This window comes from Cobetia sp. 5-11-6-3 (assembly GCF_013374055.1).
Classification (GTDB): Bacteria; Pseudomonadota; Gammaproteobacteria; order Pseudomonadales; family Halomonadaceae; genus Cobetia; species Cobetia marina.
Genome location: NZ_BLWJ01000001.1, coordinates 407,715 through 421,403, shown reverse-complemented (window position 1 = coordinate 421,403; position 13,689 = coordinate 407,715). Strand labels below are relative to the sequence as shown.

Annotated in this window: 11 protein-coding genes; 9 read left to right on the top strand and 2 right to left on the bottom strand. The window is 61.7% G+C overall.

Annotation, left to right across the window (positions count from 1 at the left end; translation table 11 throughout):
- The first annotated feature begins 29 nt into the window (after positions 1-29).
- The 8 genes from accD to HXS66_RS01650 all read left to right on the top strand — a co-directional run bounded on the left by accD (position 30) and on the right by HXS66_RS01650 (position 8,637).
- A complete protein-coding gene (gene accD, locus HXS66_RS01685) occupies positions 30-1,061 on the top strand; it encodes an acetyl-CoA carboxylase, carboxyltransferase subunit beta (protein ID WP_176502726.1) in 1,032 nt (343 codons plus the stop codon).
- Entirely contained in the window at positions 1,054-2,499 is a 1,446-nt protein-coding gene (locus HXS66_RS01680) for a folylpolyglutamate synthase/dihydrofolate synthase family protein (protein WP_176502725.1), read from the top strand. Before accD ends, HXS66_RS01680 begins: the two co-directional genes overlap by 8 nt.
- Positions 2,500-2,550: 51 nt before the next feature.
- Positions 2,551-3,243, top strand: a complete 693-nt coding sequence (locus HXS66_RS01675) for an SPOR domain-containing protein (RefSeq protein WP_084209070.1) — start codon at positions 2,551-2,553, stop codon at positions 3,241-3,243.
- Positions 3,240-3,917 carry a CvpA family protein gene (locus HXS66_RS01670; protein WP_084209069.1) on the top strand — a complete coding sequence of 226 codons (678 nt, stop codon included), beginning with the start codon at positions 3,240-3,242 and terminating at the stop codon, positions 3,915-3,917. Before HXS66_RS01675 ends, HXS66_RS01670 begins: the two co-directional genes overlap by 4 nt.
- Positions 3,918-4,162: 245 nt before the next feature.
- A complete protein-coding gene (purF, locus tag HXS66_RS01665) occupies positions 4,163-5,677 on the top strand; it encodes an amidophosphoribosyltransferase (RefSeq protein WP_136938195.1) in 1,515 nt (504 codons plus the stop codon).
- Positions 5,678-5,909: 232 nt separating this feature from the next.
- A complete protein-coding gene (locus HXS66_RS01660) occupies positions 5,910-7,127 on the top strand; it encodes an O-succinylhomoserine sulfhydrylase (protein ID WP_077372415.1) in 1,218 nt (405 codons plus the stop codon).
- A gap of 290 nt (positions 7,128-7,417) precedes the next feature.
- Positions 7,418-7,960, top strand: coding sequence for a cytochrome b (locus tag HXS66_RS01655; protein WP_077372418.1), 543 nt, complete (start codon positions 7,418-7,420; stop codon positions 7,958-7,960).
- Between the two features lie 59 nt (positions 7,961-8,019).
- Positions 8,020-8,637: a YceI family protein gene (locus HXS66_RS01650; protein WP_077372421.1), complete on the top strand. Its 618-nt coding sequence runs from the start codon at positions 8,020-8,022 to the stop codon at positions 8,635-8,637.
- A gap of 120 nt (positions 8,638-8,757) precedes the next feature.
- Here HXS66_RS01650 and HXS66_RS01645 read toward each other — a convergent pair whose 3' ends face one another.
- Both HXS66_RS01645 and HXS66_RS01640 read right to left on the bottom strand, forming a co-directional pair.
- Positions 8,758-9,375 (bottom strand): LysE family translocator, encoded by a 618-nt coding sequence (locus tag HXS66_RS01645; RefSeq protein WP_077372424.1) that lies wholly within the window; start codon positions 9,373-9,375, stop codon positions 8,758-8,760.
- A 390-nt stretch (positions 9,376-9,765) separates the two neighbouring features.
- Positions 9,766-10,632: a 2OG-Fe dioxygenase family protein gene (locus tag HXS66_RS01640; protein WP_077372427.1), complete on the bottom strand. Its 867-nt coding sequence runs from the start codon at positions 10,630-10,632 to the stop codon at positions 9,766-9,768.
- A gap of 673 nt (positions 10,633-11,305) precedes the next feature.
- Here HXS66_RS01640 and HXS66_RS01635 point away from each other — a divergent pair.
- Positions 11,306-13,096 carry a bifunctional diguanylate cyclase/phosphodiesterase gene (locus HXS66_RS01635; protein ID WP_255303043.1) on the top strand — a complete coding sequence of 597 codons (1,791 nt, stop codon included), beginning with the start codon at positions 11,306-11,308 and terminating at the stop codon, positions 13,094-13,096.
- Positions 13,097-13,689 lie beyond the last annotated feature (593 nt).

Below are 13,689 nucleotides of genomic sequence, written 5' to 3'. Positions count from 1 at the left end.
AACAGCAGCAAAACGGAAGCCTCCCCACCATGAGCTGGCTTGACAAGATTGTGCCGTCAATGAGCCGTATCCAACGCAAGGATCGGCGCACCTCCATTCCTGATGGCCTGTGGCGTAAATGCCCCAAGTGCGAAGCAGTCCTGTACCTTCCGGAGCTGACCAAGCACGACAACGTCTGCCCGAAGTGTGACCACCATCTGCGTCTCACTGCGCGTGCCCGTCTGTCCTGGTTCCTCGACAGCGAGGGTCGCGAGGAGATCGCGGCAGATCTGGAGCCGGTCGATCGCCTCAAGTTCCGCGATTCCAAGAAGTACAAGGATCGCCTGAGCGCCGCCCAGAAGCAGACGTCCGAAAAGGATGCGCTGGTCGCCATGCGCGGCACGCTTTCCGGACAGCCTGTCGTGGCCGTTGCCTTCGAATTCAGCTTCATGGGCGGCTCGATGGGTGCCATCGTCGGTGAGAAGTTCGTGCGTGCAGCCGAACTCGCGCTGGCGGAAGAAGTGCCGCTGGTATGCTTCGCGGCCTCCGGTGGAGCGCGCATGCAGGAAGCACTGTTCTCCCTGATGCAGATGGCCAAGACCTCCGCTGCGCTCGAGAAGCTCAAGCAGGCAGGCGTACCGTACATCAGCGTGCTGACGGATCCGGTCTTCGGTGGCGTATCGGCATCGCTTGCCATGCTGGGCGACCTGAACGTTGCCGAGCCGAATGCCCTGATCGGCTTCGCTGGCCCGCGTGTCATCGAGCAGACCGTGCGCGAGAAACTGCCGGAAGGCTTCCAGCGTTCAGAGTTCCTGCTCGAGCATGGCGCGGTCGACATGATCATCCACCGTCGCGACATGCGTGAGCGTCTGTCCAGCATCCTGCTCAAGCTGCAGGGTCTGCCGGTCAAGGCTGACGTGCAGACACCGGTGGTAGATGCCACGGAAGTCGTCGTCGAAGGTGAGGCTGTCGAGGCTGCACCGAGCGAGCCGCAGCCTGCAGAGCCGCGCTCCGCGGTTGACAGCGTGCTTGACGAGACATTCTCCGCCGACAAGCCGCAAGGCGATCGTCGCGATGGCTGAGCAGGCCAATGCGCCGGGCCACTGCAGCACCCGAGAGGTGCTGCAGTCCCGTGAGCGGCCTCCGCTGAGCATTGCTGCCCTGCATGAGGCCGTGCCACGCGAGCTGTCACTGCAAGACTGGCTTTTGCGTCTGGAGCGCCAGCATCCCGTCAGCATCGACATGGGGCTCGCCCGCGTGCAATGCGTGGCTGAGCGTCTGGGGCTTGTCGGCCCCGGGGCTCGTCGCATTGGCGAGCGGGTCATCACCGTGGCCGGTACCAACGGCAAGGGCTCCACGGTCGCCATGCTCGAGGCGCTCGGGCGTGCGCATGGTCTGACGACCGCGACTTACACCTCTCCGCACCTGCTGCATTACAACGAGCGTGTGACCCTCGATGGGCAGCACGCCAGTGATGCCGAGCTGATCACTGCCTTCGAGCAGGTGGATTCGGCGCGTCATTCGGATGCGGGAGATGGGCAGGGCGTGATCAGCCTGACCTACTTCGAGGCCGGCACGCTCGCTGGCCTGTGGTTGATCGCTCAGCGACAGCCACGGTTGGCGATTCTGGAGGTCGGTCTCGGCGGGCGTCTGGATGCCGTCAACATCATCGACTGCGATGTGGCGATGATCACCACCGTGGCACAGGATCATGCTGCCTTCCTGGGCACGGACCTCGAGAACATCGGCTTCGAGAAGGCGGGTATCCTGCGTGCAGGGCGCCCGGCCATCTTCGGCTCCGATCACTTGCCGAGCAGCTGTGCCGAGCACGCCCGCTCGCTGGGTGTGACGCCTCAGGTGCTGTGGCAGGACTTTGTCTGGCAGGACGCCTGCGAGCAGGACCTCGCCTCCCCGGCAAGGTCGTCTGCGGATGGGCTCTGGCACTGGCAGCGACTGAGCGACCCCATCATGACCCTCGAGGCACTTCCGGACCCCGGTCTGCCACGCGACAACGCGGCCAGTGCGCTGAATGCGCTCGTCGCAGCCGGTGTGGCGCTTGAGGTGTCATGCGTGCGCCATGCCATGGCCAATGTCCAGCTCAAGGGGCGCATGCAATGGGTCCAGCGTCATGGGCGTGACTGGTGTCTGGATGTGGGGCACAACCCGCATGCGGCAGGTTATCTGGCCAGTCGTCTGGCGGCGCGCGAGCGTTCCGCTCGACCGCGTCTGGTGCTGCTGGCCATGCTGGGAGACAAGGACGCACGAGGCGTGATCGAGGCGCTGTCGCCCGTGGTGGATGGCTTCGTCGTGGCGACACTGGGGGGCGAGCGAGCTCGCCAGGCCAGTGAGCTGGCTGCCGTGGTGCGTGCCTGCCAGGGGACCGTGCTGGCGGAGTGTGATTCGGTCGCTGAGGCGGCGAATTGGCTGGTGGAGCATGCCACCGCGGGGGAGGTGCTGGTCTGCGGCTCCTTCTTCACGGTCGGCGAAGCGCTGGCATGGCTTGACGACGAGGATGCCTGAGGTGAAGCAGGACCGCGGTCATTGGAATCCGGGTGCAAGGGAGATGGCACGATGAAATATGGCAAGCGAGAACGGATCAGCGGCGCAGTCATCCTGTTGGCCCTGGGCGTGATCTTCATCCCGATGTTGTTTGATGAGCCGCCGGCCCGTGATGAGCGTCCCAGTCCGGTGATGACATTGGGCAAGCCGGTGGATATCGACCGTTCGACGGTGGATGCACCGCAGCCCCCCAGCGAGCTGAAGATTGGTACCGATGTCCCCATCACCTTCGTGGATGGCAATGGCAAGGTGCGTGACAGTGATCCCGGACCCGGCATCGAAAACGCCTCCGAGTCGCGAGCTCGCGTGGCGGAGGCGCAGCAGCTGTCGCCGACCAGATCCGTGTCCAGCAGCGAGCCGAAGGCTGCGCCGACACCGCAGCCCAAGCCGGCCCCGACGCCCAAGCCAGAGCCCAAGCCGGCGCCTGAGCCGAAGCCTGCCGTTGCCGCCAGCGCGCCATCTTCTTCCGCCGGTGGCTGGGCGGTGCAGGTCGGCAGCTTCGGCAAGCCGGCCAACGCCGAGCGACTCCAGAAGGACCTGCAGAGCAAGGGATTCGCGGCCTATCGCGTCGCGCGGGATGGCAATCTGACCGTGGTATTCGTCGGTCCCTACAAATCTTCCGAGATTGGTGAGTCCGCGCGCTCTCGCCTTCAGGAGCAGGTCAATATCAAGGGCCTTCTGGTACGCCGGAAGGAGGGTGAGTGAACGCGCTGGTCTGGATCGATTGGTTGTGTCTGGGGCTGCTGATCATCTCCGTGTTGCTGGGGTTGATGCGTGGTCTGCTCAGCGAGGCGCTGGGACTGGCAGGCTGGCTGGTGGCCCTGGTGGCGGCACGCCAGTTCGGGGCGGAAGCCGGGGCCCTGCTCGACGAGGTGATCCTGTCTCCGGGCATTCGCACCGCGGTCGGCTTCGTGCTGGTGGTACTGGGCACGGTGCTGGTCTGGGGATTGATGCTGCGTCTGCTCGAACGCCTGGTCCAGGCGGTCGGCATGGGGGGCTTCAATCGCCTGCTGGGGGGTGTCTTCGGCGCGCTTCGGGCGGCGGTGATCCTGGTGCTGGTGACGGCTGTCGTCGGCCTGACACCTCTGCGTGACAGTGCGGACTGGCAGGCGGCGCAGCTGCGCCCGACGCTGGAGCAGCTGCGCGACTGGTCGCTGGCACGCTACCGTGAGTGGGACACGGGAGGGGATTGGCAGTTGCCGCAGGACGGGACGGCTCCATCCTCACAGACTGCCGGTTTCCAGCAGCAGGCGAGTGGCCTGCTCGAGCGTGCCCGCCACGAAGGCCGCACGCTGAGTGAAGGCGTCAGTCAGCAGGTCGCCGAGCAGTTCATGCGTCAGCAGCATCAGCAGCGTGATGGTGACACCGCAGCACCTTGAGACGACAAAAGCGCCGGGCATTCTTGCTCGGCGCTTTTGTTTTGTCTGTTCGACCCCCCGAGCAGGTCAGCGCGTCGAGGTGCAGCAAGCATCGTGGTATCGATTGACCCATCGGTCAGGTGTTGCCTGTGGTGTGGGAAGGCCTGACAATTGCGGCATGTGAGCACTCATATTGCCATGTGGAGGCGCGCTGATGATGGCTGGCGCCTCCCTCTCCTAGTGTGTATCAGTGAGGTAATGACGGGATGTGCGGGATTGTAGGTTTGATGGCCAACGCCTCGGTAAACCAGGCGCTGTATGACGCGCTGACCGTATTGCAGCATCGTGGGCAGGATGCCGCGGGGATGATGACCTGGCACGAGGGTCGTTTCCTGCTGCGCAAGAGCAATGGCCTGGTGCGTGATGTCTTCCGCACTCGTCACATGCAGCGACTCAAGGGCAACATGGGCATCGGCCATGTTCGCTATCCGACCGCTGGCTCTTCCAGCGAGGCGGAATCGCAGCCGTTCTACGTCAATTCGCCCTACGGCATCACCCTGGCGCACAACGGAAACCTGACCAACTCCGAGCAGCTCAAGCAGGAGCTTTTCTCCTCCGACCTGCGTCACATCAACACCAGCTCCGATTCCGAAGTGCTGCTCAATGTCTTCGCTCACGAGCTGGGCAAGCAGGGCATGCGTCTGGGCGCGGGTGATGTCTTTGATGCGGTACGTCGTGTGCACCGTCGCTGCAAGGGTGGCTATGCCGCCGTATCGATCATCAACGGCACCGGCCTGGTCGCCTTCCGTGATCCGCACGGGATTCGTCCGGCGTGCTTCGGCAAGCGCGAGGCTGCTGAAGGTACCGAGTACATGATCGCTTCCGAATCCGTGGCGCTGGACGTCGCCGGTTTCGAGCTGATCCGTGACCTGGCACCGGGGGAAGCCGTCTTCATCGACATGGAGCGTCAGCTTCATACCCTGCAGTGCGCTGATGACCCGGTACTCAAGCCGTGCATCTTCGAGCACGTCTATCTGGCGCGTCCGGACTCCCTGCTGGACGGTGCCTATGTCTACGGCACCCGCATGCGCATGGGGGAGAAGCTGGCCGACAAGATCGTGCGGGAATGGCCGGAGCAGGACATCGATGTCGTCATCCCGATTCCGGATACCTCGCGCACGTCCGCTCTCGAGCTGGCTCAGCATCTGGGAGTGACTTACCGCGAAGGCTTCATGAAGAACCGTTACATCGGCCGTACCTTCATCATGCCGGGGCAGACGCTGCGCAAGAAGTCCGTGCGTCAGAAGCTCAACGCCATCGATATCGAGTTTGCCGGCAAGAACGTGCTGCTGGTGGATGATTCCATCGTGCGTGGCACCACCTGCAACGAGATCATCCAGATGGCCCGTGAGGCGGGCGCGAAGAATGTCTACTTCGCCTCGGCGGCGCCAGCGGTTCGCTATCCCAATGTGTACGGTATCGACATGCCGGCCGCGGAAGAGCTGATCGCCCATGGTCGTACCGAGAAGGAAATCGCGGATCTGATCGGCGCTGATCGTCTGTTCTATCAGGATCTCGATGACCTGAAGGACGCCTGTCGCGAGGTCAATCCTGCCCTCGACGAGTTCGACTGCTCCGTGTTCGATGGCATCTACGTGACCGGCGATATCGATGAGGCCTACCTCAACGACCTGCAGGCCTCACGCAACGATGGTGCCAAGAACGCAGGCGAGACCCACGCGGTCGTGGATCTGCACAACGATTCCGAAGACATCGACTGACCCCTTGGCCTGTCTCGCGTGACAGGTCAAGGCAGGGTGAGTGATTCGCAACGGGCTCCGGAGAAATCCGGGGCCCGTTGCGCGTTCAAAACCGGTAACATTGACCGACAGCTTTCTGCTCTGTTTCCCGGCTCATGAAAGAAGCGCCCGCGGCGCGTAACCTGACAATCCCGTGAGCCATGTCATCCGAGACAGAGATCAGCGGATTCCATCAGTAGAGGTACTGGACACCATGCACGACGACAATCTTTCCCGCGCCGACCTTTCCCGCGATGAGCTGGGACTGGAGACGCTCGCCATCCGCGCCGGTCACTTGCGTGGCGGTGAGCAGGAGCACGGCGAGCCCATCTACACCACGTCCAGCTTCGTCTATGGCAGTGCGGCCGAGGCGGCAGCCAAGTTCGGTGGTGACGAAGCCGGCAACATCTACTCGCGCTTCACCAACCCGACGGTGCGCTTCTTCGAGGAGCGACTGGCGGCAATGGAGGGCGGTGAGCGCTGCGTGGCCACCAGCTCCGGCATGGCCGCGATCATGTCCACCGTGCTGGCCCTTCTGGAAGCCGGGGATGAGATCGTCGCCTCGCGTTCCATCTTCGGCTCCAGTGTGAGCCTGTTCACCAAGTACTTCGGCAAGCTGGGCATCACCACGCGCTTCGTCGAACTGGGGGATCTCGAGGCCTGGCGCGCGGCCATCACACCGTCCACCAAGCTGCTGTTCGCCGAGACGCCGTCCAACCCGTTGTCCGAAATCGGTGACATCAAGGCGCTGGCAGCGCTGGCACATGAACATGATGCATGGCTGGCCATCGACAACTGCTTCTGCACCCCGGCATTGCAGCGTCCGCTGACCCTGGGCGCGGATATCGTCATCCACTCCGCCACCAAGTATCTGGATGGGCAGGGGCGGACTCTGGGCGGGGCAGTGGTCGGCAGCAGCGCGTTGATGGAAGAGGTCTTCGGCGTGGTGCGGACGTGCGGGCCCTGCCTGAGTCCCTTCAATGCCTGGGTCTTCCTCAAGGGACTGGAGACGCTCAACATTCGCATGGAGGCCCACTGTGCACGTGCGCTGGAGCTGGCGCACTGGCTAGAAGCGCATCCTGCGGTCGAGCGCGTCCACTATTCAGGCCTCGAGAGTCATCCGCAGCATGCGCTCGCCAAGGCTCAGCAGAAGGCCTTCGGTGCCGTGCTGGGGGTGGTCATCAAGGGAGGCCGTGAAGGGGCCTGGTCGGTCATCGATGCCACGCGCATCCTGTCGATCACCGGCAACCTCGGTGATGTGAAGACCACCATCACGCATCCTGCCACCACCACGCATGGCCGCTTGAGTGATGAGCAGAAAGCGGCCGCCGGTATCGTGGACGGCATGGTGCGCATCGCAGTGGGCCTGGAAGATCTCGATGACATCAAGCGTGATCTGGCGCTTGGGTTGGATCGCCTGGCGTCTGCATGAGTCGACCAGCACCGTCGTGAGGGAACGCCCGGCCATGCCGGGCGTTTCTGCATCTGCTCGGCCGTGACGGTGGCCGGTGTCTCGGGAAGAGAGCGCTCAGCGCCGGCATGGCTGGCGCGGCATGATGAGAAAGGGGTGGGACTATCGCTTGGCGCGTGGCAGGCCAGTGGGTAAGCTGGCAGCCATGGGAAGGCATCATCACGCTACGGTGTCGTATCGCGGTTCAGAGCGTCGATCACGGCAGGTGGGCTCACGCTCGGCGCGTTGGATGACAGGACAGGGAGACAAGCATGTGGCGCAATAGTCGTCGGGGGTGGGGCTGGCCCGTCATCGTGATGCACTGGCTGTCGGCGCTGGCCATCATCGGCCTCTTCGCCCTCGGGTGGTGGATGACATCACTGGGCTATTATGATCGCTGGTATCAGCTGGGTCCCTGGTGGCATCGCTCCGTGGGCGTGGTGCTGTTCGTGATCACGTTGCTGCGCCTTGTCTGGCGAGCCATGCAGCCGACGCCACAGGCGCATGGCTCCCGCATCGAGCAGCGGGCGGCGCGCATCGGGCATGCCTTGCTGTATGCATTGCTGTTGCTGGTGATGATCTCGGGGTATCTGATCTCGACGGCGGATGGACGAGCCATCAGCGTATTCGGGCTGTTTGACGTGCCTGCCTTGCTCAGCGGGATGAAGGATCAGGCGACGTTGGCAGGAGACGTTCACTGGTACGCGGCCTGGGCGCTTGTCATCCTGTCGCTTGGTCACGCCGCTGCCGCCTTCAAGCATCATCTGATGGAGGGCCAGGACACGTTGCGACGTATGCTCTGGCCGCTGCGCTGAAAGGAATTGCCGGCCACCACGGCGGCACCATGCATGACGAATCCTCAAGGAGCTAGGACATGAACGACACATCCCTAACACCCAAGGCCTTCTCGCTGGGCAAGACGTTCGCTGGCGGCCTTCTGGCAGCGGCACTTCCCTTGATGGCGGGCCAGGCTCAGGCCTCGGACTATGTCATTGACACCAAGGGCCAGCACGCCTTCATCCAGTTCAAGATCAGCCATCTCGGCTACTCCTACGTCCTGGGTGAGTTCAAGGACTTCACGGGGACCTTCCGCTATGACGAGGGGCAGCCCGAGGCGTCAAGCGTCAAGGTCGAAGTCGATGTCGACAGCCTGGACAGCGCCCACGCCGAGCGAGACAAGCACATCAAGTCCGCTGATTTCCTGGATGCTTCCGAGTACCCGACGGCGTCTTTCGTCTCCACCGGGTTCACCTCTTCCGGTGATGGTGCCGGCAAGCTGACGGGGGATCTGACACTGCATGGCGAGACGCAGCCGATCACCATCGATGTCGATCACATCGGCGGTGGCGAAGACCCCTGGGGCGGCTATCGTCAGGGCTTCGAGGGCACCACCACGCTCAAGCTCGCCGACTATGGCATCGACACCTCCAAGCTTGGGCCAGCGGCCGCGACGGTCGACATGTACCTGGTGGTGGAAGGTATCCGTCAGTAACGGTGCCATCCGTTGCATGACCTGAGCGAATTGCCTCAGTGATCGAAGAGAACGCCCCTGTCATGTGATTGACAGGGGCGTTCTCGTATCGGCGGCCAGATTGGCGCAGGAGGCCGGTGCTCAACCACGCAGTGCGAGGTAGCTGCCGGCACCGATCATCAGGCTGGCAGCACTGCGGTTGAGGCGTCTGACGGCTCGCGTCGAGCGCAGATGGCGACGAATGCGGCCTGCGGCGTAACCGACAGGGACGACCCCGATCAGCAAGGCACTGAGATTGAGAGCGGCCGCGATCACGATATCGCCACCACTCAGGCGGGTGATGTCCATGAAGGTCGGCAGAAAGGCGATGTAGAACAGGATGACCTTGGGGTTGGAGGCCGAGATCAGGAAGCCTTGCAGGAAGCCACGCCACCAGCTTCCGCGCATGTCGGGAATTTCCGTGTCTTCCAGGCTGGGCCGGCAGGTCCAGAGCTTGTACCCCAGGTAGATCAGATAGGCGGCCCCCAGCAGGCGGATGACCAGAAAGAGCTCGCTCCAATGGGTCGCCAGTGCCGAGAGACCGAAGACGGCCGCCAGCATGTAGCAGACGTCACTGAGGCTCATGCCGACGGCCATCGGGACACAGGCATTGCCTCCCTGGCTCATGCCACGCGCCATCAGGGCGAGGATTCCGGGGCCGGGAGTGATCCCGAAGAGGAAGATGGCAAGGAAGAAGGTCAGTCCCGATTCAAGCGTCATGAGGATTTCCTGTCGTGGAAGGCGCATCGTGGGCAACGCCTCTGTCATGAGTCGAGTATATCGCCTGTACATGGCGCGCGGACAATGAAACCGATGCGCTTGGCATGCAGGCGGAAGCCGTTGGCGGGGCTGTTGCAGGAGGGGGCAGGTCACGATCAGGCTGAGGCCTTCGGCCCAGTCAGGAGTGGCACGCCAGGCCAGCCGGTTGCCCGGCTGGTTCCTCGTGTCGTGCTCAGGTAGCGTGCTGCGACGCTTGAGTGCAGGTCAGGTGGGGAGGCCTCGGAAGCTACCGATCCCCCAGGATGAGATGAGGAAAGCTGTCGTCGAGGCAGTTGTGCGGGCGATGCCCGGACACCAGGTTGCCAGTCTGCTCAGTGGAGTCGAATGGCTTCACTCGCAGTCGTTCAGGACTGCCCCCGGGAAGTGACGACGCAGCATGCGGTTCTGGAACTCATCGATGAATGAGCAGTTGATGATGATGATGAACCGCTCGAAGTGCTGGCCCGCGTTATCCTGAGTGATGGAGCTGACGCTGTGGAACAGCTGGTCATCATGGATGTGCAGAACCTCTCCCGGTGCCAGCTCGGTGGTCGCCAGCAACTCGCTGCCGGCCTTGTCGCGGTAGAGGGTATTGATGGCACCACTGACGTTCTCGCGATTGAGTACCAGAATGCTCAAGTACTTGCAGCCATCGGCGTGAATGCCTTGTCCCTGGAGAGGGTCGATGGTGCCGTCGCCGCGGACACCCGTGATCTGCATCAGGATCGGCTCACGCGGCCCGATGCCCCACATGTCGGCCCAGGCCTTGACGAAGGCGCGCACGTCGTCGCGCTCGGTGAACGCCGCTTCCAGCGGATCGTAGTATCTCAGGCGGTCCGCCATGCTGGCAGCGTCATTGAAGCGTCCACCCTGTGCCATCGGGCACTCGCCAAGGGTTTCGACTTCCATCTGGTCATTCAGGTGCAGCCAGGACATGCGCTTCCAGCGTGTGTTGACGTAAGGGTCACGGGGAAGGTTGTCAAGGAAACCCTGCCAGGCGTTCAAGTCAATGTGTGGAGTGATCGTTGCCTTGCTCCAGTGCTGACGAGCCAGCTCCTCATGCACGCTTGTCGGCCAGTACTCAGAGATCCTGGGCAGCGAGAGAGCGCTATCCTCTGATGACGTTGCCGGGTAGCGATCGTTGAGAGCGCTCTGGTCAAGAGTGAGTTTACGGGAAGCATCGGCCAGCTGACGTACACCACGGTTTACGATGTTCATGCAAGAATTCCTCGATGTTTCGGCATTTAGCGCCTGTTGGAAGGTGTTGCGTTCGCAACGTCGAGGAGAATGGGAAGATGCATGAGAGAGAGTCAAACCAAGCGCGCGGCTTAGAGCGTTAATCTTGCGTAAGTATCATCAATATGGGCGTCTGGGCGATGGAGGGGTATTAGAGGTCTGATCTCCTGGCATCATGTCAGTCATGAGCGGTATTCTTTGTCGCCTTTCGGCGAAAAACGGCATGGGCAATGCGTGACGCAGGTGCTGGTAGCGTTGAGAAGAGGCGTGTGTCACGGCGGGTTTGGCACTGTGTTTATGCGAGGCAGACACTTAGACTGCTATTGGCTCCAGTGATGTATATCGCGATAACTCAGCGGATTCAGGCAACGTGCGTGTCCCCGCCGAGCACCGGTCGGTAGACAAGATGGTAGGGGAGGTATCCTGGATCATGGCAGATGGGTCTCGTCAGACCGGAAGAGCGACTGGAATTGCGCTCTTTGGAACAGTGGTCGCTGCCATCGCGATCGGCCTGCTGGTGGGGGTCGTGGCAGTGCAGGACATCATCGGCCGCTGGCCTTCAGCGCTGCTGATGGTGATTATTGGCGCAACTGCGGGCATCATGCTGATTCGTCATCGTCAGATGGCATATCAACAGCACACGCAGGAGGCGGTCATGCAGACTAGTGTTGTTGGCCCCTCGGCCAGCATGGGACTCCCTGCCAGTGACCAGCGCTTTCGCGAATTGCTGGAAAGCCTGCCACGTGTGGCAGTGCAGGGGTACGACAGCCAGCGCCGAGTGATCTATTGGAATGAGGCCAGCGAGCGACTGTATGGTTTCAGCGAGCAGGAAGCTCGAGGGCGTTGTCTTGAAGCCTTGCTGATACCGGATGAAATGGCGGACATCGTGGTGGATGCCCACCACGCGTGGGTCAATCACGGCACCCAGATCCCGGCGAGCGAGCTTGAGCTGAAGCACAAGTCAGGCGCACCGGTGCCGGTGTTCTCTCACCACGTCATGTTGGGTGAGCGGTCGGACAATCCATTGATGTTCTGCATCGACATCGATCTGGCGGGCGAGCGCAAGGTGCAGCGTGAGCTGGACTACATGACGCGATTCGATCCGCTGACCGAACTGCCCAATCGGCAGACGTTCGAGAGTGAGCTCGAGAACATGCTCGGGGAGTGTCAGCGTCACGGCGATACCTTGATGGTGCTGTTTCTGGATATCGACCACTTCACCGAGATCAACGATACCCAGGGCTATGAGATGGGGGACCTCGTGATTCGCAGTGTCGCGTCGCGCTTGCAGGGGTTCCAGCGGAGTCAGGATCTACTGTCACGTTTCGGCGGCGATGAATTCGTCATGGCGATGCCGCGCCTGGATTATGAAAGTGATGCCTTGTCGGTCGTGCAGCGGATCCGCGAAGATTTCCAGCGCCCCTTCCAGATAGAAGGGCGTGAGTTGTTGCTGCGTCTGAGCATCGGCGTCAGCCTCTATCCCGAGAATGGCAATGATGCGCCGGAACTGGTGCGCAATGCGGACGTCGCCAAGCACCGAGCGAAGCAGGCCGGGCGTGATGGATATCAGTTCTTCAACCAGGAAGTGCGCGATGCCATGCTGCATCAGCATCATCTGGCGGGGCGCCTTCAGACGCTGCTGAGCGAGGATGGGGGTGGCGAGCTGTTCCTCCACTTCCAGCCTCAGGTCGCGGCGCGCAGTGAGCGTATCGAGTCGGTAGAGGCGCTGATGCGCTGGCATGCGCCCGAGGGGCCCATTCCCCCGACTGACTTCATCAAGGTGGCAGAGCGCACCAATCTGATCGAGCGCCTGGGTGACTGGGTGATTCGCCAGGCATGTCGCCAGCAGGCCGAGTGGCATGCCATGGGGATCAAGGGCTATCGGATCGATATCAATATCTCCGGGCGTCAGGCGATCAACAGCGACGTCTTCCAGCGTCTTGAGGCATGCGTGGCGGAATATGGCCTGACGCCACGGGACATCGGCATCGAACTGACCGAGAACGTATTGATCGATGCTGACGTCAAGGTGCGCGATAGCCTGCGTGCCCTGCACGACAGAGGCTACAAGATCGCGATCGATGATTTCGGGACCGGCTACTCCTCGATGAGCTACCTCAAGATGCTGCCGGTGACGGCGCTCAAGATCGATCGCTCCTTCGTGATCGAATGTGCTCAGGAACCCAAGGATCGCGCCATCATGGAAGCGACGGTCTTCCTCGGGCATCGACTGGGGCTGGAGGTGGTGGCCGAGGGGGTGGAGAATATCCAGCAACTCGAGCTGTTGCGCGAAATGCGCTGTGATCTCATTCAGGGATACTACTTCTACAAGCCCATGGCGGCGGCGGATATCCAGCGGCTGCTGTCCGGGGGCAACAACCCGCCTCATCCTAGCGCCCATCGCCCGTCCAGTGATCCAACCAGTGCATCCAACGGTTGCCATTGAGTCAGCGTTGATCCGGTGCCGTTGTGGCATGGGACTGTTGCTGTGGATCGGCTTTTTAGTTTGCGGGCTAAAAGATATGATGCTGACAGTTGAAGCGGATGGACTGTCATCATCATCGATGAATCTGGGCATTCCTTCCTGACACCTGCGGGTCGAGCATCTCATGCTCCCCGCAGGCGTTTGCCGAGAGTGGCTGCGTCGTTCAATGCGCAGAGCTGTTCGCCCACTCTCGCTTCCTGCCTGCATTGCAGGTTGCGATGGTTCCTTGAGCGGGTTTCACGACCCTTCCGGCGATACCCTTGGGGTATCGATGACCGGACAAGCCAGTCCTTGTGACTGGCTTTTTTTATGCCTGTCGCCTCCTGTCGGCTATTGAGCCAACGAATGATCCCCTTTCTATTCAAGCGCATTACGCTATCAGGCATAGCCTTTAGTGCTAGCAATCTAATCCAAAAACATCATAAAAAGATATGTCACTAAGGTTTACATAGGGTTGATATTGCTAATCGAGTCATGTCGACACTATCTGCCACCTGAACTTTGGTGTATCTGGTCAGTCCGAATGAGTCGATTCCGATGGTGTGCTTCATGCG